The organism is Vibrio celticus, from assembly GCF_024347335.1.
In the GTDB taxonomy this organism is placed as follows: Bacteria; Pseudomonadota; Gammaproteobacteria; order Enterobacterales; family Vibrionaceae; genus Vibrio; species Vibrio celticus.
Map to the genome: position 1 here is coordinate 765,690 of NZ_AP025463.1, position 19,924 is coordinate 785,613.

Below are 19,924 nucleotides of genomic sequence, written 5' to 3' on the forward strand. Positions count from 1 at the left end.
TTTTTTGAAACTTTCAGTACAATCTGAGTCAGGAGATACAGATGCTTAAGCGTGACATGAACATTGCTGATTACGATGCGGATCTATTCGCAGCTATCCAAGAAGAAACTCTTCGTCAGGAAGAGCACATCGAACTTATCGCTTCAGAAAACTACACAAGCCCACGTGTAATGGAAGCTCAAGGTTCTCAACTTACAAACAAATACGCTGAAGGCTACCCAGGTAAGCGTTACTACGGTGGTTGTGAGTACGTAGATAAAGTTGAAACTCTAGCAATCGAACGTGCATGTGAACTGTTTGGCGCTCAATACGCAAACGTACAACCTCACTCAGGTTCTCAAGCAAACAACGCTGTATACATGGCACTACTGAATGCTGGCGATACTGTTCTAGGTATGAGCCTTGCACACGGTGGTCACCTAACTCACGGTTCTCCAGTAAACTTCTCTGGTAAGCTTTACAACATCATCCCTTACGGTATCGATGAAGCAGGTCAAATCGATTACGAAGAGATGGAAGCGCTAGCTATCGAGCACAAGCCTAAGATGATCATCGGTGGTTTCTCAGCTTACTCTCAAGTTTGTGATTGGAAGCGCATGCGTGAAATCGCTGACAAAGTAGGTGCTTACTTCTTCGTAGATATGGCTCACGTTGCTGGTCTAATCGCTGCAGGCGTTTATCCGAACCCAGTTCCACATGCTCACGTTGTAACAACGACAACGCACAAAACGCTTGCTGGTCCTCGTGGTGGTCTTATCCTTTCTAACGAAGGCGAAGATCTTTACAAGAAACTAAACTCAGCAGTATTTCCAGGCGGCCAAGGTGGTCCTCTAATGCACGTTATCGCTGGTAAAGCAGTAGCGTTCAAAGAAGCTCTAGAGCCAGAGTTCAAAGAATACCAAGCTCGCGTAGTTGCTAACGCAAAAGCAATGGTTGCTGAATTCCTAGCACGCGGTTACAACATCGTTTCAGGTTCTACAGAGAACCACCTGTTCCTAGTTGACCTAATCGACAAAGACATCACAGGTAAAGAAGCAGATGCAGCATTAGGTGCAGCGAACATCACTGTGAACAAGAACTCTGTACCAAACGATCCACGTAGCCCGTTCGTTACTTCAGGTATCCGTATCGGTTCTCCTTCTATCACTCGTCGTGGTTTCTCAGAAGCAGACGCGAAAGAGCTAGCAGGTTGGATCTGTGACATCCTAGATAACATGGGCGATGAGTCTGTTATCGAAGCAACGAAAGCAAAAGTACTAAATATCTGTAAGCGTCTACCGGTTTACGCATAATTTTTCTGGCTCAAATAGCTTAATTTCTGTGTCAAAGGTGCTCATTTACATTCGTAAACTCCGCGCCTTTTCCTTGAACTAAAGCTATTTGATTGAAAAATACGATTTGAAAGGCTCCTGTTGGGAGCCTTTTTTGTTTTTGAAAATTGGTTATTACGGGTATTAAAAAGGGCTGATGTTTGCACATCAACCCTTTGTGGTTTTCTTATGTTGGTTCTACTTTCTGATACTAAGCAGGGTGCCAGACTTACACTTGAATGAGTAATAATGGCGGCTCTCGTTGAATTTGCCTAAGCCTTCGCCGTCACAGTAGTCGATATTGATATCACGCATCACTTCTAGCGTATCTTCGTTGTTTAAAGCGAATTTAGAGCCATCAGAGCAGACAATGCGTACTCTTTCATCATGGCTTACTGAGTAAATATCGACTTCGGTGTTACACAGCTCAAAAGAGGCTTCACGAAAGTTGTCTTGCTGTGTATTTGAAGCGCAACCTGCAGTCAGTGTTGCAGCGAAAACTGCCAAAAGTCCGAGTCTTTTCATTGTTAATCCTTCGCTATCATCAGATTGGGTGATGAGTTTTATAGGCTATTTCAGGTAGCCTATACAACAATACGCTTTGGTTCAAGGAGCGTTCGTTGACTCTAAGATATAAAAGTATAGATGTAGACAGATAATTTATAACTGGCTAACTACATGTTTATCCAATACGTATCACCAATAAAAAAGACCAACACTGAGGTTGGCCTTTCAAAATCAAGCGTGTTCTAAATGACTATCGAAACTGTTTGGCTTCTGGAAGGAACTCAAAACCAGCAGACGCAAGTTTAGCGATCAATGCTGCTTTGTCGATCTCGTAGAAGTTGACCACTCGATCCAAATCACCACCGAAGTCGTCACGTAGCTTCATGTTGACGATGCTCATCAACATTACAGGATCCATCTTTTCAAAATTAGCGAGGTTCATATTAGTCCTCGAAATCTGAGATCAGCAGGTTCGCAGCGGCAAATGCTGCACGCTCACGCGCTTCTTTAGGAAGAGATTCATCTGCAGCAAGGTCGTTCAATGTTTTTACCGCGCAGGTGATCGCTTTAGGGATATAGCCTTGGTCGCCACTGCCAATTTGAGAATACAGTTCACGCACCAAATCACAACAATCGTATACTTTCATTTTTATACCTAACCAAATGATAACTGATCTCAATATACACATAGAGATAAGCAAAAACAAAGTGGATCTGATTAAGTTCAGAGTTAGTTTGTTCTTGCTCAATATCTCATTCTGTTGATGCTCAACGTATCACTTTGCTAGCTTGCTAACTAAGCCGGATATTGACTGCTTAACCAGAGACTTGCTGTTCAAGTTGATAAGTAACTTCATCAGCAAGGTTGAGTTGCTTGGCTAACTCTTTGAGGTAGGCCTTCTCCATGAAGTTTTGTTCATCCGCTACAATCAAAGACGCTAAATAGATCTCACTCGCTTGTTGAGGTGAGGTCGCGAGCTGAGCGATTTCGCTTGGATCGAGCGGTTTGTGCAGCTCTTCAGAGACCAATTTAGTCAGTTGATAATCGGCACCCATGTTTTCGACGGCTTGTTCGATCTTAGCCATCTCTTCTTCATCAACATGACCATCGGCTTTGGACGCTGCAATCATCGATCTGAGAATCAGCACGCTATGGTTTGAGTCGTTCTCATCAAACTGAGCCTGTTCGACATTGGGTGTCTGACCTTGTTTAGACTGGTAGTCGTTGTAGACCTTATAAGCGAGAGCACCAAGTGCTGCTGCCCCACCAATGCCAGCGGCTTTCTTACCCATTTTTTTGGTTTTCTTCGAGCCCATTAACGCCCCTAGCAGTCCACCGCCAACTGCGCCTGCACCGAAGGCTCCGAGTGTACTTTTACTGCTACTCTTGCCATTGCTGCCTTGAGAAAGGCCACTTAAACTTGAAGACCCTTGTGAAAGTTTCTGAGTACCTTGTTTTACGAGATCTGATTTAAGTGCTTGGTTCAGTAAGCTTTTGATATCCATCGATACCTCCAATGGTGAGCATGTCCAAAAAGTTGATGACACCAATATACGGATTTGAAGATGAACAGGAGATTAACTTACGTTATTTACTCTACTGATAAATGGAAGGGAGTTTGAAGGGAAAAAATAGGTATAAAAAAGGCCACCTGATGGTAGCCTTTCAATGTTTATCTAGTGAGTAATCTGATTACTAAGCTAGTTGAGCTTTAAGGTGCTCGATAACCGTGTCCATTGCGATAGCTTCTTTATCACCAGTACGACGGTTTTTGTATTCGAAGTTACCTTCGTCCATGCTGCGATCGCCGATAACGATAGTGTGAGGGATACCCACAAGCTCGATATCTTTAAACATAACACCAGGGCGCTCTTTACGGTCATCGAATAAAACTTCGATACCCATAGCTGTTAATTCAGCGTATAGCTTCTCAGCTGCTTCTTTAACACGCTCAGATTTGTGCATGTTCATTGGTACGATAGCAACTTGGAACGGCGCTAGTGCGTCAGGCCAAGTGATACCGAATTTATCGTGGTTTTGCTCGATAGCAGATGCAACAACACGTGAAACACCGATACCGTAACAACCCATTTCTAGGATAACGCTCTTACCATCAGGACCAAGCACGTTACAGTTCATTGCTTTAGAGTAAGTATTACCCAGTTGGAAGATGTGACCAACCTCGATGCCGCGCTTAAGTTGGATAGTACCTTGACCACATGGGCTTAGGTCGCCTTCAACAACGTTACGTAGGTCTTCAACTTGAGCAAGCTCTACGTCACGACCCCAGTTGATACCAAAGTAGTGCTTACCGTCTACGTTTGCGCCAGCGCCAAAGTCGCTCATTACAGCAACAGAGCGGTCAACGATGAATGGTAGCTCTAGGCCTACAGGGCCAAGTGAACCAGGACCCGCACCAACAAGTGCACGGATTTCTTCTTCAGAAGCCATCTCTAGCGGAGAAGCAACCTGTGGAAGGTTCTCTGCTTTCACTTCGTTAAGTTCGTGGTCACCACGGATGATTAGCGCGATGATATCAGCGTCTACTTCATCAGAAGCTTTAACGAATAGAGTTTTAACAGTCTTCTCGATTGCTAGACCGTGTTGCTCTACCAATTCTGCGATTGTTTTTGCGTTTGGCGTATCAACCAGTTCCATCTCTTGAGTTGGCGCTGCCACTTCTTCAGTAGGAGCTAGTGCTTCTGCTTTCTCGATGTTCGCTGCGTAATCAGACTCAGAAGAGAATGCGATTAGGTCTTCGCCGCTTTCAGCAAGAACGTGGAATTCTTGAGAGCCGCTGCCGCCGATTGCGCCAGAGTCTGCCAATACTGGACGGTACTCAAGGCCCATGCGGTCGAATGCTTTACAGTAAGCATCGTGCATCGCTTGGTAAGACTTTTCTAAGCCTTCTTTATCGATATCAAAGCTGTACGCATCCATCATAGAGAATTCACGTGCACGCATTACGCCAAAACGAGGGCGGCGCTCATCACGGAATTTAGTCTGGATTTGGTACAGGTTTAGAGGTAGCTGTTTGTAAGAGCTGATCTCGTTACGTACTAGGCTCGTTACCACTTCTTCTGCTGTTGGGCTAAGAACAAATGGACGAGAGTGACGGTCTGTGAAACGAAGTAGCTCAGGCCCCATCTTTTCAGAACGGCCAGTCTCTTCCCAAAGCTCAAACGGTTGAACTACGGGCATCAAGATTTCAACGGCACCTGCATTATCGATCTCTTGGCGAACGATATTTTCGACTTTACGCAGTACACGTAGACCAGTAGGTAGCCAAGTATATAAACCTGAAGCTAGCTTACGGATCATACCTGCACGTAGCATCAGCTGGTGGCTGATAACTTCTGCGTCGTTTGGAGTCTCTTTCAGAGTAGAAAGAAGGTAGTTACTGGTACGCATTCTATGGTATCCGTTTCATCATTGATAAAAGAAAACTTGCTGTCGTTCGTGACCACAGCAAATCTGATATAGCCGCATATAATATCAGCCTATTTGGGATCTCAAAAGCGTTCAATGTCAGTTACATTGATGAAAAGCGTTTCAACTACGAATTTCACGTTAAGATCGAACAAATTTACCGCATATTCCTTGTTGTCAGGTTTACCTTTCTTATAGGCAGGGCGAGGATCTTGGCCTAATACTTCTTTGATCACCTGAATGATATGGCGCGCTTGTGGATGGCTTGCGAGCTTACTTTGCGCTTGCTGCGAAAAGTTAACGTCGAGCACCTCTGGTTCATCGGCGGCAAACCCTCCCAATGCATCCGGAATCGAATCTGAATAGGGGATATAAGGCTTGATGTCGATGATCGGTGTACCGTCTACTAAGTCGACGCTGCCGAGATCCAACCAAGTCTGTCCTTTCTCTTGAGACACACCTTTTAGTTCAACCGCAGACATGCCAATTCCATTTGGTCTGAATGTGGCACGTGACGCGAATACACCAATACGTTCATTCCCGCCAAGGCGAGGTGGCCTCACCGTTGGTTTCCAGCCTGCTTCAAGGTTCTTGTCGAACAGAAATAGTAACCAAACATGGCTAAATTGCTCTATATCACGAACAGACTCAAGGCAGTTTGCTGTATCAACCAACCTGACTCTTGAGGTGGATGTGGGTACCAACCTAGGCTGCCTTGGCACAGCGAACTTCTCTTTATAAGGAGACTCAATAAAGCCAACAGGTTCAATGGTGTACATAGTTGGGTGTTCTCTGATTACGATTAAGACGGAAAAATATCATAAAATCGCTTGTTTTTCTTTTGATAATAATTATCATTTGAAATGTTATAACATATCAAATTAGTTGTGTAAGGGGAATACAATGAAACCGAATATCCATCCAGATTACCGTCCCGTGGTTTTTCATGATACCAGTGTCGATGAGTACTTCTTAATCGGCTCAATGCTAAAAACAGACCGTACTATCGAATGGGAAGACGGCAATACTTACCCTTACTTCACGATTGAGGTGTCGTCAAAGTCGCATCCTTTCTATACGGGTAAACAACGAGTGCTACATAAAGAAGGTCGTGTGGCGAACTTCACTCGTCGTTTTGGTCAATTAGGTAAGGGAGCGAAATAGAATGAAAGTTGTGAAATCACTTAAAAGCGCGAAAAGCCGCCATCCTGATTGCCAGATAGTAAAGCGCAGAGGTCGTCATTATGTTATCTGCAAAACCAATCCGAGATTCAAAGCGGTTCAGAAATAGTCAGTCAAATTGATGTGACGCAAGTGTAAAAACGAGGGGAAAGTCAAACTTCATTCATTTGCCTGCTTTTCTTTTCCCTCAAGAGGAACCTGATTAAAGATAGACTGTTTATTTAGCGTACGGTGTGTTTTGTTTTCAAGTGAATCAATAGGTTATATCGTTAGTTATATTTTTAGTGAATGCGTAGTTGTGAATTATAAATCTAGATTTTGTATTTAATATAGATTTATTTGCTAATTAATTGTTCAAATAGAGTTAAAAATCGTCGTTTGTTACACATTTTGTAACATTTTGAATTTCTAATTGATAATTTTGTCGCGTACCCTTCGCTGGCAATTTGAACATTTTTGTCACAATTGCATAGGAATCACTACAAGGAGGGAACTGATGAGTTCATCAGCTTCAATAAAAAACAACTCGCCAAAGAAACCTATTTTTACCCGTTTTCTCGATGGTGTTGAATATTTGGGGAACCTATTACCCCACCCGATCACTCTTTTCGCAATCTTCTGTGTCGCTATTCTAGTTACTTCAGGTATAGCTGGATATTTTGATGTGTCTGTTATGGACCCTCGTCCAGAAGGTGCTCCAGGTCGTGCTGCTGACGGCATGATCTACGTTGTAAGCTTACTTAATGCTGAAGGCTTACAGCTCATTGTTACTAATCTAGTGACAAACTTTGTTGGCTTTGCGCCATTAGGTACCGTGCTTGTTGCAATGCTAGGTGTAGCGATTGCTGAGCACTCAGGTCTATTATCTGCGGCGATGCGTGGCATGGTAATGGGCGCATCTAAGCGCATGGTTACGGTAACCGTAGTTTTCGCAGGTATTATCTCTAACACAGCTTCAGAGCTTGGCTATGTAGTACTTATCCCGCTTGCAGCAATGCTTTTCCACTCTTTGGGTCGTCACCCATTAGCAGGTCTAGCGGCAGCATTTGCTGGTGTATCTGGTGGTTACTCTGCAAACCTTCTAATCGGTACGGTTGACCCGCTGCTTTCTGGTATTACTACAACAGCAGCACAAATGATTGACCCGACTTACAACGTTGGCCCTGAATCAAACTGGTACTTCATGTTTGTTTCTACTTTCTTCATCGCGATTACAGGTGCATTGGTAACTGAGAAGATTGTTGAACCAAAACTGGGTAAATACAACGACGAAGAAGCGTCTGAAGATTTATCAAATGATTCAATGGGCAAGCTAACAGACGTTGAGAAGAAAGGCCTTAAGCTTGCGGGTATCGCAGTGCTAGCGGTTTCAGCGCTTCTTGCTTGGACGATTGTTCCAGCTGATGGTGTTCTACGTTCAGCAGCAGGTACGGTTTCAGGTTCTCCATTCCTGAAAAGTATCGTAGCGTTCATCTTCGTATTCTTCGCAGTTCCTGGTTTTGTTTACGGTAAAGTTACCGGCACAATGAAAACAGACCGTGATGTAATCAATGCAATGTCTAAGTCTATGTCTTCAATGGGCATGTACATCGTACTTGTGTTCTTCGCTGCTCAGTTTGTTGCTTTCTTTAAGTGGACTAACTTCGGTCAAGTATTCGCAGTTGCAGGTGCTACTTTCCTACAAGATATCGGCCTAACGGGTCCAATGTTGTTCTTCGCATTCATCCTAATGTGTGGCTTCATTAACCTGATGATCGGTTCAGCTTCTGCACAGTGGGCAGTAACAGCACCAATCTTCGTTCCAATGCTAATGCTAGTTGGTTACGCACCTGAAACGATTCAAGCGGCTTACCGTATCGGTGATTCAACAACCAACATCATTACGCCAATGATGAGCTACTTCGGTCTTATCCTTGCTGTAGCGACGCGTTACATGAAGAACCTAGGTATCGGTACTCTGATTGCAACTATGCTTCCATACTCAATCGTATTCTTGGTTGGTTGGAGCTTAATGTTCTACGTGTGGGTATTCGTATTTGGTCTACCAGTAGGCCCAGGTGCTGCAACGTACTACACGCCTTAGTTGTAGAGTAGGGGAAACCTTCTTCTAATTGATATTAAAAAAACCTGCATTGTTTGCAGGTTTTTTGATTTTTTATGGAGAGATAGAACTAGGTTAAGCTCGGATGAGCCAGCTAGCGTTTGGCTAGAATTCTATCTAAGTGGTTGGCAAACTCACGACGGTCGGTTTGAGAAAGGGCACTTGGTCCACCCGTTTGGATGCCACTTGAACGCATGGTATCCATAAAGTCACGAATATTCAGGCGCGCTTTGATGGTCTCTTTGGTGTAAAGCTCACCACGAGAGCTGAGTGCTTGCCCACCTTTAGTGATCACTTCGTCAGCCAGAGGGATATCGGATGTAATCACAAGATCGCCGGGTTCAGTGCGCTTTACGATTTCATCATCAGCAATATCAAACCCGCTTGGCACTTGAATTGAGTGAATGTTATTGCGTTTAGGAACGGGAACCAGATGGTTTGCCACAAAGGTACATTCAACCCCTGTGCGCTCAGCTGCGCGTACGATTGTTTCTCGGATAACCTTTGGACAAGCGTCCGCATCAACCCATATCTTCATAGTGTTCTAATTCTCTGTTAGCTTATTGCTCAGTTAACTTGGCTTCAAGCGTAGCAACACGAGCGGTGAGTTCAAGGATTTGCTTTTCTAGCTGGCTAACACGATCAAGTGCCGGCTCTTCTTGTGTCGCGACTTCAACTTTAGGAACACGATTTGCGCTTTTCCAGCTCTTGATAGTCGTGATTAAAGCGGGCATTGGAACAGATGTGCTCATACGAGCCTTAACTAAAGCAACTGTCGGCTCTTTCCCTTGCGCTTGTAGTCCTTCAAGCACTGATTTCAACTCTTCAGAAACATCTTTTGTCAGCATGTTGACCTCCATTTTTAGTCTTTGGTCATTTTACTCGCTCTGGTGAATGATAGCGAATCATAAAACCGCCCATGGCTTGTGAGAGATCTCTTACAAAGGCTGTGAGATAACACGAATACATCGCTAGAGAGATTTATGTGTATATGGTTAACGTATTGAATTTTAATTGTTTTATATAATTAACAACTTTCTTGAATTCAAAATGTGATGCAAATCTATTGTCCGAAATCCTAAATCGCGTAAATTAAACCTTGTCGGAAGGATTCTGACACGGAACAGGAAAGCACCAAGGATTTGGTTATCTTCAGGATGAAGATTTGGTTACTTAGGATAGAGTGATCAAGCATGGAGCGTAAGGACATTGTAGGGATACAGCCAGTTAACAGGAAGTTAGCTGCAACGGAATGACAATGGACACCTTTAGGATTAAAGGGTTGGATTAGCATCAGGACGATGTAAAGGACACCGCTCACGGAACAAGTGATGTGCGCTAACTAGGATTGTTAGCTTTCAGGATGATTGGACACCGCTAGGACGGCGAAGTAAAGGAAAGAGCTGAAGGATTACAGCCACTATTATGGATGATGCATGGAGCATTAATTAGTAGCCGGACTGCTGCGAGTAAGACCCTAGCCCTGACACTTCGGTGTCGGGGCTTTTCTTTTTCTGAGGCTTCCTCTGTCTAGGTGGCTCTTTTTAATCGAGAGCTTTTTCATCTAAGGCGCAACATCTGCTTTTCTGCTAATGGTCAACACAAGGAGTGTTTTATGACGATAGCAACCTCAAGAACGCTGTTGGTACCTTATACTGAACAGCTAGAACTCGACTTTATCAAGTTAAATTGCTGCCCCATTAATCGTGCTGAAATGAACGGGCCTCACTCTGTCGCCTCTGCGAAGCATCTTTTTCAAGAAATACTGCAAGATAACGTCGGCTTCTGCCGCGCGATCATCCACAACCAAACCCGTGAATATCTTGGACATGTCTTTGTTTCATCGGAAAAGGGTGAGCATGAACTTGGTTTTATTTTGGATAAAGAATACTGGAATCAAGGCTTTGCTAGTGAGGTACTAAAACCTTTCTTTAGTTTAGTGCGCTTTGAAGAGCGTCTAACGAATGTTGTTGCGACTGTGAATGTCGGACACAACCCATCGATTAAGCTATTAGAAAAATTAGGCTTTGCATTTAAAGAGACCAAACAAGATCAGTTTGGCCCTTATCATGAATATCGTTATACCGAGCATTGCGACGTTACATTCTATGAGGCTGTAGCTCAAACCGCATAGAACGGAAACCCACCATGGTCAGTTTCCCTTGGTACAGGTCATCACCCAACGCTGAAAACTCAAATTGATACACGGTGTGCCAGCGCCAAATAGTGGTGAGCTCATGGCGCATCTTAAGTTTATGACCACTAAAGGCAACACTTAATAGCTGTAAGTCGAGCTCTTTACATTTTCTCGCAATGGCAGCTTTCGCAAGCTCGGATTGCCTGCGCTGCTGCCAAAACAGAAAGCAAAAGAAGCACAGCATCAAAATAGCCAATAAATTATCTATCATTTAATCCATACTTCCTTTTATCTCTCTATTCCGTTCGTGATTTGAGCTTTTTCTTATGAGCTACTGAGCGTTCAGTCTGATCTATTGCGACTTGGCCGCTTGTTGTAATTCAACAAGTGCATTGGCAAGTTCTGGTGATGGGTTCGAATTCAACAACGGCAAAAATACCATTCTTAGTGTCGGAATCATCACTAAATCTGCAAATAATTGATTGAACAGGTTCTGGTTGCCTGTTTGTGCGAGGCGTAGCAAGAATTGCTCAGCAATCGCTGGATCTTGCAGTGCGTGCCAGCTGCGACCAGCCAAACCAATCAATACTTCTTGGTGACTTAAGCGCGGGCTCGCCAGTACTTGGTTAATTACGGAGTTCGTTGTGCTTTGCTCTGCGCCAGAAAGGGCACGTACCAGTGCCGACAGTAAGAACAGATCCGGCTCTTGGCTGTTAATCTCATTCTCTGCCATCTCTTGTAAGCGTTGAGCCAGCTTGTCATTGATTTGCGTGTGCTCAAGCGCCCCTAGTGTTGCGTATAGAGGTTCTGATGGCAGTTTATTCAATGCCTTGCGAATCGTGACACCATTTTGTTGGCTGCCTAAACGAGCACACATATCAGTGATGCCTTGTAGGCCAACGGTTTTCCAGTTGTCCCAGCCTAGATCGCCAGTGAAGTAGTGTTGAGCGTGTTCGTAGTATTGGCTCGTTGCAAGGTCTAAACCTGCTCTTACTTGGCTATGGAACACGGCCATTTTGTCTTCTGAAGGCTTGAAGGTATATGGGTTGTTTGACAGCTTTTGTTGTTGCTCTTCGCTGATCTCACCGTTCAAACGTGTGCCCATCGCTTCGATAACAAACTTAAGGAAATTGCCGACATCACCTTGATGTAATAGGCCTCTTTCGTCCAGTTTGAATTTTAGGAACCAGATCCACGGTTGCTTGTGTTCGTTCCAGTAACTAATCGCTAAGTGAGCTTGTTTCTGAAGTGGAAATGGGTACGGCTGCTTCCCTTGCTCAACATCAGAGAATAAGGTGTTGTCGATCTTCTGAATACGACGACCTAGGTCGTAGATATCGTATTGGCAACCGCTATTCTTTAGTAACTGAGTGAGCGTGTGAATCGTTTCCATAGTAATAAAGCTCCTAACTTTCTTTCCTAAATAGATGGTACTCTATGCCCCAATTTCAAGGTCACTAGATAAATAACTTGGTGAAAAATGACAGCAGCCACAAAGTTACCTCTTTTACTTCAACAATTAGAACAACAAATGCGCCAATGTTCCCTATGGAGCACGCTTCCGCCTTCGGATGAAGCTCTGGCGAGCGTTGAACCTTTTGCTATCGATTCTCTAAAGCCAGAAGAGTGGTTGCAGTGGATCTTTATTGTAAAGATCAACGCAATGATGGATGCCCAAATGAGCCTACCGAAAGGCTTTGCTATCCACCCTTATTTTGGTGAAGTGTGGAAAAATGAGGCAGACAAAGTCGAACTGCTAGTGACAATTCAGAGCATTGATGAGGTATGTGCGTAATGTTAGAGATCATTTATCAAGATGAGTACTTTGTTGCGGTGAATAAGCCCGCTGGCATGCTAGTGCATCGTTCATGGTTGGATAAACACGAAACGCAATTTGTTATGCAGACATTGCGCGATCAAATTGGTCAGCATGTATTTCCATTACACCGCTTAGACAGACCGACATCGGGTGTGTTGGTGTTTGCGTTGTCGAGTGAGGTTGCTTCACAGGTGATGCCAATGTTCGCTAATCATGAGATGCAAAAAACCTATCATGCGATTGTCCGTGGTTGGATAGAAGAGGGCGATACGCTCGATTATGCACTTAAGGTTGAGCTGGATAAGATCGCAGATAAGTTCGCGAAAGAAGACAAAGAAGCGCAAGAGGCAGTGACAGTCTATGAACCGCTAGCAAAAGTAGAAGTGCCATATTCAACAGGACGCTTTCCTACGAGCCGCTACTGCTTGGTTGAGATGATGCCAAAGACAGGTCGCAAACATCAGCTGCGTCGTCACATGGCTCATCTAAGACATCCGATTGTCGGTGATACTTCACATGGTGATGGTAAGCACAATCGACTGTTCCGTGATGATTTAGATTCGCATCGTTTGTTGTTGCACGCTTCTGAGCTTCGCTTTATCCATCCTTTCACAAAAGAAGAGTTGGTGATGAAGGCCAACCTTGATGAAACTTGGCTAAGGTTGTTTGAAACCTTTGAGTGGGATACTAACTTAATCGATGCTCAAACTTGCTTGTCTAAGTAAGTCTCGCGTGTTTAGGCAATCGCGAGTCTAAGTGAATAGAGAAAATAGAATAAAAAAACAAAGGGCTGATAGTGATATCAGCCCTTTTTGTATCTGTATAACCTTAACGGCATAACTAATGTTGGTTAGTTAACAGTAATAGTTAGTCGCGGGATCATTTTAGCTTTTCTAGATCAGCTTCGATCTCAGCGATCTTGCTTGATACCACTTTCTCTAGATGGCGTAAGTCGGTAAGGATCTTCTGCTTCACATCCACCTCAGCCGTTGGCGTCGGTTTGGTGATTTTGTTGAGTTCATCAATCACAAGAGTGAGGTTGCGGTTAATTTCTGTCACTTCTTTGTATTGATTATTGCCACCGCTAACAAGCACACTTTTTACTTGTCGTGGGTACTTAAACTTAACGCTTTTCGCAAACAGTTCACCTTTCTGCTTACGAAAGTAAATCTTCAGGATATCTTTATGAGCTTCTTGGCGAAGGGAGTAACGTTCAATCTGTTTAGGTTCGTGGATACCTAAGCCAGTGAGGTTTGGATACATAAGCGACCTCTAGGTTATGAATGTAATACTTTTATGTAATTGACTTGATCAATGTAGCAGCCTAACGACGAGCTAGATAGTTGATATCTGTGAATTGATTGTAAGTTGTGGGCAAGATCGCTCTCTATCTTTGCCCACACTTATTTGGCTATTAAAGCTGTTCCTAGAGCTAAACTTGTTTCCTAGTCATAACTTACTTCTAGCACTAAATTAGCTTTCTAAGGTGCGAGTTCTGAAACATGCTCAGTTAACCTTTCTCTTAGTGCTTGTTCCTGTTCTTCAGACAGTCTTCCTCCCGCGTCACTGGTCAGAATAAACAAATCTTCAGCTCTCTCACCTATGGTGGTGATTTTCGCACCGTGCAAGTTAATGTCTAATTCTGCAAAGGTTGCACCGACTTGAGCCAACAACCCCGGCGTATCAAGAGCTCTTAACTCCATCAAGGTGCGTTTCTTACTCTTGGTTGGTAGGAACTCAACTAAGGTTTTTACCTTGAAATGCTGCAAGTTACGTGGCGTACGACGAGTCTTAATCTTAGTTGGGCGGCCATCAGCCAGAACATGAGTTAGATGCTTAGCGACGGCTTTGTGTCTTGCTTCATCAATCGCTTCGCCGTGCTGGTCTAGTACGATAAAGGTATCCAAAACATGACCATCTTTGCTAACCATGACCTGCGCGTCATGAACGTTAAAGTTACGTCTGTCGAGCTCTGCAACCACGGTCGCGAACAGTGCCGCTTGGTCTCTACAGTAAACGAATACTTCTGTACCACCACGTGTCGCTTTTTTGCTGATCAGTACGAGTGGTTGGCTTGGGTCTTCTAGGCGAAGTAGGTGCTCACAGTGCCAAGCGATTTGCTTGTGTGTGTGACGTAAGAAGTAGTCGGCTTTGAAGCGTTGCCATAACACTTCAATTTCACGAGCGGTGAATCCCTCTTTACGCAGCAAAGCTGACGCCATTTGTTGGTTATGACGAATACGATCTCTGACATCGACAGGGTTTTCTAATCCGCGGCGTAGTGCTCGCTGAGTAGAGTGGAATAGCTCTGCTAACAGCGTTCGTTTCCAGCTGTTCCATAGCTCAGGGTTAGTCGCACAGATATCGGCAACGGTTAAACAAACCAGTAGCTCGAGTGATTCTTCATCACGCACTTTTTTGGCGAATTCGGTGATCACATCTGGGTCGTAGATATCACGACGTTGAGCCGTTACTGACATCAATAGGTGATTTTGTACTAACCACGCCACTTGTTTGGCTTCTGGCTTTGAGAGCCCATGTTCAATACAGAAAGAGTAAGCCTCAACCGCACCTATCTCAGAGTGGTCTCCGCCGCGGCCTTTGCCGATGTCATGGAAGATAGCGGCAAGGATCAGCAACTCTTTCTTCTGTACTCGAGGATAGACTTCACAGCAGATAGGGTGCTTATCGTGGTTTTCGATTTGACCAAAGCGGTTGATGTGCTTGAGCAGGCGGATACTGTGCTCATCCACGGTGTAAACATGGAATAGGTCAAACTGCATCTGACCAACGATCTGGCTCCACTGCGGTAAGTACGCAGAGAGCACGCCCAATTTGTGCATTAAGCTAAAGGCTTTGTGCAGGGCATTAGGGTGGCGAACTAGATCCATGAACTTGTCACGAGCTTCAGGAATGGTATGCAGGAATCGGTTCAATCGACGACGCGCCGTTCGCAGTTGTCGCAATGTTGGTGGGCTTACCCCTTCGATAGTCGAGTCATTAGCGATATGGATAAACATATCGAGAATCGTTTCTGGTCTAGCTTGGAATAGAGCTGGCTTGCGCGCTTCGATCAGTGAGCCACGGCGCTGGAAGTCGTTGTCGAGAATCTCAGCGTCTTGAGTCTGGCCACCATTGATGATTGCTTGATCGAACAGTTTAAGCAGCATCTTATTCAGTTCAGCAACACGACGAAGGGTTCGGTAGAACTCTTTCATCATCATCTCAACACCACGGTTGCCTTCGCCCGTATAACCCAGATGTTCAGCAACTTGAGCTTGATGGGCAAAGGTGAGGCGGTTGTCGTAACGGCGCAGTTCAATGTGCAGTGCAAAACGAACTCGCCATAAGAAATCTTGGCACTCAACTAACTCACGATACTCAGCATCGGTTAGAAAACCGTACTTGCTCATCTCTAACAAAGAGGTCGCACCGAAGTGGCGACGCGCTACCCAGCTCAGGGTATGGATGTCTCTGAGTCCACCTGGAGTCGATTTAATGTCCGGCTCTAGATTGTAAGTGGTGTCGTGGTAGCGAGCATGACGTTCTCTTTGTTCTTGAATCTTAGCCTTGTAGAAGGTTTCACTTGGCCAAAATGAATCGGAATGAATTTTCAGCTTTAGTTCTTGAAAAGTGTCTTCACTACCACACAGCAATCGAGACTCTTGCAGGTTGGTTGCAACGGTTAAATCATCAATACCGATATCAAGACATTCGGCAATGGTACGTACCGCGTGACCAACTTCGAGTCTCAAATCCCAGAGTAGGGTGATGAACTGGCTGACTTTTTCGCCAAGTGCTGGTGGCAATGTTTTTTGCGAGACGATAAGGATATCAATGTCGGACAAGGGGTGGAGTTCACCACGGCCATAACCGCCTACAGCGACGAGTGAAATATGAGGCAGTTTATTGAATCCGAAATACTCCCATAAACGATTGAGAAGTAAATCCATGTATTCGGAGCGTAGCAACACTAAGTCGGTAACTGGATGATGATTCAGGAATTCATTTTTTTGATACTGCGTGAAGATCTCGAGCTGATTTTTTAATTCGCAGATTTCAATTTGTTCGTCATTGAACGTAAGAGGGCATTGATAAGGCATAGTCTGCTATCCGTGCAAGCAAATGAGAATAGTAAACAATTTAACAGAAGCTGATGGAAAATCGAAATTGAGTGGATAAAAAATATCCTCGACAATGCGAGGATATTTTTAAAAGGCTGATGCGTTCAGTTCGGTGAACTAAGCGTTCTTCATGATACGTGGGATTGTATCATCGCTGCGCAGTGTTAGTACTTCACAACCAGTATCAGTTACAACCAGAGTGTGCTCCCATTGAGCCGAGTTCTTGCTGTCTGCTGTGTATACTGTCCAGCTATCTTCGTCATCAAGACGACAGCCAAACTTACCCGCGTTGATCATTGGCTCGATAGTGAAACACATGCCTGCTTTTAGCACGGTGCGATCGCTGTTCTTGTAGTGAACCACTTGTGGATCTTCGTGGAATTCAGAACCAATGCCGTGACCACAGTAATCTTTAACAATAGAGAACTTAGCACGTGGGTTGTTCTTGTTGTTTGTTTTGATGTACTTCTCGATAGCTGTACCGATTTGGCCAAGTTGAACACCTGGCTTAACTTGGCGCATGCCTTCGTAAAGCGCTTCTTGAGCAACCATGCACAGACGCTTATTTGCTGGTGAAACCTCACCCACTAGGAACATCTTAGAGGTATCACCGTGGTAACCTTGTGGACGAACGCTTAGATCTGCGTTTTCGTCATCAGGGATGATTACCGTGATATCAACGTTAAGAATGTCGCCATCTTTTAATACAGCCGGTTTGAATTGACCTGTGCTGCCAGTCTCATCTTGTGATGCTGGAATACCGTGGCACACAATGTGGTTGATAGAGGTACAGATTGACTTAGGGAAACCGTGATAATCAAGTGGTGCTGAGTATGCGCCTCTTTCCGTAGCGTACTCATGACAGATTTGGTTTAGCTCTTCTGTCGTTGTACCTACTTGGATGTGAGGTTCAATCATCTCTAGAATCTCCGACGCCAGCTTGCCGGCGACGCGCATTTTTTCAATTTCTTCAGCAGTTTTAATTTTTACAGCCATTGCATATCTCTTAATTTGGTAGCACCTAAGTGTGCATATTGGGGCTATTCTATCAGTGCAGCATTTTAGCGCAACATTCCCATATCCATACAATGCTGGTGGATACTACTCAACCTGAGTGGTTTACGTCCGGTCTATTGAGATAGAAGTGAATGAATAGCGACACTATTTATAGGTAAATTTCGCCGATAGGGATCAGTATAGCAGTCGCCATTTTTAGATTTTTTTTCTAGCCATAGATAGACAAAATATGGTATAAAGCGCGCCGGACATCAGGACTGTTTTCTCCAATAGGCGAAACAAGCTTTGTGTCCACTAACTTATTTCTTTAAATCACACACATTCCGACACATGTTCCGGGGTGCCTCAACAACACAGATAACGGCTGAAAAGTGGTTAGTTGTTAGGGGTCGGATTCATGGGGGATGTGGAGGCCTAACCCCATAGAGGATTTTAAAATGGCAACTGTATCAATGCGCGATATGCTTAAAGCTGGTGTTCACTTCGGTCACCAAACTCGTTACTGGAACCCAAAAATGAAGCCATTCATCTTTGGTGCTCGTAACAAAGTACATATCATCAACCTAGAAAAAACTGTACCAATGTTCAACGAAGCTCTAGCTGAAATCGCTAAAGTTGGCGAGAAGAAAGGTAAAGTTCTTTTTGTTGGTACTAAGCGCGCTGCATCTGAAGCTGTTAAAGAAGCTGCTATCAACAGCAACCAGTTCTACGTTAACAACCGCTGGTTAGGCGGTATGCTAACGAACTACAAAACTGTTCGTCAGTCTATCAAGCGTCTGAAAGAACTTGAAGCGCAAGCTCAAGATGGTACTTTCGACAAGCTTACTAAGAAAGAAGCTCTAATGCGTACTCGTGAAATGGAGAAGCTAGAGAAATCTCTTGGTGGTATCAAGAACATGGGCGGCCTTCCAGACGCTCTATTCGTAATCGATGCTGATCACGAACACATCGCAGTTAAAGAAGCAAACAACCTAGGTATCCCAGTTTACGCTGTAGTTGATACTAACTCTAACCCAGACGGCGTTGACTTCGTTATCCCAGGTAACGATGATGCAATCCGTGCAGTACAGCTTTACCTAAACGCTGCTGCAGACGCGGTTAAAGAAGGTCGCAACAAAGATGTTGCTGCTGTAGCTGCTGAAAAAGACGGTTTTGTAGAAGCTGAATAATAGCGGCTCTGAGCCATATTTAGTTCACATTAAGCGGTCATAATCGATGGCTTAACGGACTGAATACAGTCAATATCAGGGGCCAATTAATTAGGCCCCTGTTTTTTATCTTTTTTAGAATTTACTGAGGAATAGAGAATGGCAACTGTAACTGCAGCTCTAGTTAAAGAACTTCGTGAACGCACAGCTGCGGGCATGATGGAATGTAAAAAAGCGCTTGTTGCTGCTGAAGGCGACATCGAGCTAGCAATTGAAAACATGCGTAAATCTGGCGCAGCAAAAGCAGCTAAGAAAGCTGGTAACGTTGCTGCTGAAGGCGCAATCATCATCAAAGAAGCAAACGGCGCAGCTGCTCTTCTTGAAGTTAACTGCCAAACTGATTTCGTAGCTAAAGATGCAGGTTTCCTTGCATTCGCTAACGAAGTTGCTGAAGTTGCTCTAGCAGAACGTCTAGAAATCGCTGATCTTCAAGCTAAATTTGAAGAAGCGCGTATCGCACTAGTAACTAAAATCGGTGAAAACATCAACATCCGTCGCGTACAATTCGTTGAAGGTGTTGCACTAGCTTCTTACCGTCACGGCGAGAAAATCGGTGTTGTTGTTGCTGGTGAAGGCGAAGCTGAAACTCTTAAGCACGTTGCAATGCACGTTGCTGCATCACGTCCTGAGTTCCTAAACCCAGAAGACGTACCTGCAGACGTAGTTGAGAAAGAAAAAGCAGTTCAAGTTGAAATCGCTATGAACGAAGGCAAACCAGCTGAAATCGCAGAGAAAATGGTTGTTGGCCGTATGAAGAAATTCACGGGCGAAATCTCTCTAACTGGTCAAGCTTTCATCATGGAGCCTAAGCAAACTGTTGGCGCTATCCTTAAAGAGAAAGGCGCTTCAGTATCTAACTTCGTACGTCTAGAAGTTGGTGAAGGCATCGAGAAAGCAGCTGAAATGAGCTTTGCTGACGAAGTTGCAGCGGTACAAAAAGGTTAATCCTTAGCGTATTGTTTGAAAAGAGACCGTGGCAAATGCTGCGGTCTTTTTATGAATAGTGAATTATTTTTTAGCTGTTATGAATGCAAACTGAGCTATTCAGTTTTTATCCATGACTGTTAATCATCAACTCTTTGGAAGGTA

General features: G+C 44.3%; 22 protein-coding genes. 9 read left to right on the top strand and 13 right to left on the bottom strand.

Features of this window, described 5'->3' with window-relative positions; translation table 11 throughout:
- Positions 1 to 41 precede the first annotated feature (41 nt).
- A complete protein-coding gene (glyA, locus tag OCV19_RS03640; RefSeq protein WP_048606700.1) occupies positions 42 to 1,292 on the top strand; it encodes a serine hydroxymethyltransferase in 1,251 nt (416 codons plus the stop codon).
- A 216-nt stretch (positions 1,293 to 1,508) separates the two neighbouring features.
- Here the strand turns inward: glyA and OCV19_RS03645 are convergent, their stop codons facing one another.
- The 6 genes from OCV19_RS03645 to tsaA all read right to left on the bottom strand — a co-directional run bounded on the left by OCV19_RS03645 (position 1,509) and on the right by tsaA (position 6,026).
- On the bottom strand, positions 1,509 to 1,835 hold the full coding sequence (locus OCV19_RS03645; RefSeq protein WP_019819867.1) for a hypothetical protein: 327 nt from the start codon (positions 1,833 to 1,835) through the stop codon (positions 1,509 to 1,511).
- 232 nt (positions 1,836 to 2,067) lie between these two features.
- Complete coding sequence (locus OCV19_RS03650) at positions 2,068 to 2,259, bottom strand: DUF4250 domain-containing protein (RefSeq protein WP_010436438.1); 192 nt, start codon at positions 2,257 to 2,259, stop codon at positions 2,068 to 2,070.
- A 1-nt stretch (position 2,260) separates the two neighbouring features.
- Positions 2,261 to 2,464 carry a YaeP family protein gene (locus OCV19_RS03655; RefSeq protein WP_008222923.1) on the bottom strand — a complete coding sequence of 68 codons (204 nt, stop codon included), beginning with the start codon at positions 2,462 to 2,464 and terminating at the stop codon, positions 2,261 to 2,263.
- 169 nt (positions 2,465 to 2,633) lie between these two features.
- Positions 2,634 to 3,323 carry a tellurite resistance TerB family protein gene (locus OCV19_RS03660; protein WP_065675225.1) on the bottom strand — a complete coding sequence of 230 codons (690 nt, stop codon included), beginning with the start codon at positions 3,321 to 3,323 and terminating at the stop codon, positions 2,634 to 2,636.
- Between the two features lie 190 nt (positions 3,324 to 3,513).
- The gene (locus OCV19_RS03665) at positions 3,514 to 5,229 is read right to left on the bottom strand and encodes a proline--tRNA ligase (RefSeq protein ID WP_065675226.1); all 1,716 of its coding nucleotides are present in this window, start codon (positions 5,227 to 5,229) and stop codon (positions 3,514 to 3,516) included.
- Positions 5,230 to 5,330: 101 nt separating this feature from the next.
- On the bottom strand, positions 5,331 to 6,026 hold the full coding sequence (gene tsaA, locus OCV19_RS03670; RefSeq protein ID WP_065675227.1) for a tRNA (N6-threonylcarbamoyladenosine(37)-N6)-methyltransferase TrmO: 696 nt from the start codon (positions 6,024 to 6,026) through the stop codon (positions 5,331 to 5,333).
- Positions 6,027 to 6,150: 124 nt separating this feature from the next.
- Here tsaA and OCV19_RS03675 point away from each other — a divergent pair, with 124 nt between their 5' ends.
- From OCV19_RS03675 to OCV19_RS03685, 3 genes are all read left to right on the top strand, one after another.
- Positions 6,151 to 6,411, top strand: a complete 261-nt coding sequence (locus OCV19_RS03675) for a type B 50S ribosomal protein L31 (protein ID WP_065675228.1) — start codon at positions 6,151 to 6,153, stop codon at positions 6,409 to 6,411.
- A 1-nt stretch (position 6,412) separates the two neighbouring features.
- Positions 6,413 to 6,538 carry a type B 50S ribosomal protein L36 gene (gene ykgO, locus OCV19_RS03680; protein ID WP_004734365.1) on the top strand — a complete coding sequence of 42 codons (126 nt, stop codon included), beginning with the start codon at positions 6,413 to 6,415 and terminating at the stop codon, positions 6,536 to 6,538.
- 387 nt (positions 6,539 to 6,925) lie between these two features.
- Positions 6,926 to 8,512: an AbgT family transporter gene (locus OCV19_RS03685; protein WP_065675229.1), complete on the top strand. Its 1,587-nt coding sequence runs from the start codon at positions 6,926 to 6,928 to the stop codon at positions 8,510 to 8,512.
- Positions 8,513 to 8,624: 112 nt separating this feature from the next.
- On the opposite strand, the gene OCV19_RS03690 is transcribed toward OCV19_RS03685, so the two are convergent.
- Positions 8,625 to 9,068 (bottom strand): YaiI/YqxD family protein, encoded by a 444-nt coding sequence (locus OCV19_RS03690; protein ID WP_017063355.1) that lies wholly within the window; start codon positions 9,066 to 9,068, stop codon positions 8,625 to 8,627.
- 22 nt (positions 9,069 to 9,090) lie between these two features.
- On the bottom strand, positions 9,091 to 9,378 hold the full coding sequence (locus tag OCV19_RS03695; protein WP_017110392.1) for a hypothetical protein: 288 nt from the start codon (positions 9,376 to 9,378) through the stop codon (positions 9,091 to 9,093).
- A gap of 767 nt (positions 9,379 to 10,145) precedes the next feature.
- Between OCV19_RS03695 and OCV19_RS03700 the strand changes: the two genes are divergently transcribed.
- A complete protein-coding gene (locus OCV19_RS03700; RefSeq protein ID WP_065675230.1) occupies positions 10,146 to 10,664 on the top strand; it encodes a GNAT family N-acetyltransferase in 519 nt (172 codons plus the stop codon).
- On the opposite strand, the gene OCV19_RS03705 is transcribed toward OCV19_RS03700, so the two are convergent.
- Together OCV19_RS03705 and OCV19_RS03710 are read right to left on the bottom strand one after the other, a co-directional pair.
- Entirely contained in the window at positions 10,630 to 10,938 is a 309-nt protein-coding gene (locus OCV19_RS03705) for a DUF3301 domain-containing protein (RefSeq protein ID WP_017060748.1), read from the bottom strand. The genes OCV19_RS03700 and OCV19_RS03705 overlap by 35 nt on opposite strands.
- Before the next feature lie 81 nt (positions 10,939 to 11,019).
- A complete protein-coding gene (locus tag OCV19_RS03710) occupies positions 11,020 to 12,060 on the bottom strand; it encodes a DUF3549 family protein (protein WP_065675231.1) in 1,041 nt (346 codons plus the stop codon).
- 87 nt (positions 12,061 to 12,147) lie between these two features.
- On the opposite strand from OCV19_RS03710, the gene OCV19_RS03715 reads away from it, so the two are divergent.
- Together OCV19_RS03715 and truC are read left to right on the top strand one after the other, a co-directional pair.
- Positions 12,148 to 12,462 carry a YqcC family protein gene (locus OCV19_RS03715; protein WP_065675232.1) on the top strand — a complete coding sequence of 105 codons (315 nt, stop codon included), beginning with the start codon at positions 12,148 to 12,150 and terminating at the stop codon, positions 12,460 to 12,462.
- Positions 12,462 to 13,211: a tRNA pseudouridine(65) synthase TruC gene (gene truC, locus OCV19_RS03720; RefSeq protein ID WP_017060745.1), complete on the top strand. Its 750-nt coding sequence runs from the start codon at positions 12,462 to 12,464 to the stop codon at positions 13,209 to 13,211. Before OCV19_RS03715 ends, truC begins: the two co-directional genes overlap by 1 nt.
- 154 nt (positions 13,212 to 13,365) lie before the next feature.
- On the opposite strand, the gene OCV19_RS03725 is transcribed toward truC, so the two are convergent.
- From OCV19_RS03725 to map, 3 genes are all read right to left on the bottom strand, one after another.
- Positions 13,366 to 13,749, bottom strand: coding sequence for a DUF3461 family protein (locus OCV19_RS03725; protein WP_004734354.1), 384 nt, complete (start codon positions 13,747 to 13,749; stop codon positions 13,366 to 13,368).
- Positions 13,750 to 13,967: 218 nt separating this feature from the next.
- On the bottom strand, positions 13,968 to 16,589 hold the full coding sequence (gene glnD / locus OCV19_RS03730) for a bifunctional uridylyltransferase/uridylyl-removing protein GlnD (RefSeq protein WP_065675233.1): 2,622 nt from the start codon (positions 16,587 to 16,589) through the stop codon (positions 13,968 to 13,970).
- Positions 16,590 to 16,727: 138 nt separating this feature from the next.
- Positions 16,728 to 17,606 carry a type I methionyl aminopeptidase gene (gene map, locus OCV19_RS03735; protein ID WP_065675234.1) on the bottom strand — a complete coding sequence of 293 codons (879 nt, stop codon included), beginning with the start codon at positions 17,604 to 17,606 and terminating at the stop codon, positions 16,728 to 16,730.
- A gap of 458 nt (positions 17,607 to 18,064) precedes the next feature.
- Between map and rpsB the strand changes: the two genes are divergently transcribed.
- Positions 18,065 to 18,796 (top strand): 30S ribosomal protein S2, encoded by a 732-nt coding sequence (gene rpsB, locus OCV19_RS03740; protein WP_032547152.1) that lies wholly within the window; start codon positions 18,065 to 18,067, stop codon positions 18,794 to 18,796.
- 138 nt (positions 18,797 to 18,934) lie between these two features.
- A complete protein-coding gene (gene tsf / locus OCV19_RS03745; RefSeq protein WP_048606678.1) occupies positions 18,935 to 19,780 on the top strand; it encodes a translation elongation factor Ts in 846 nt (281 codons plus the stop codon).
- Positions 19,781 to 19,924 lie beyond the last annotated feature (144 nt).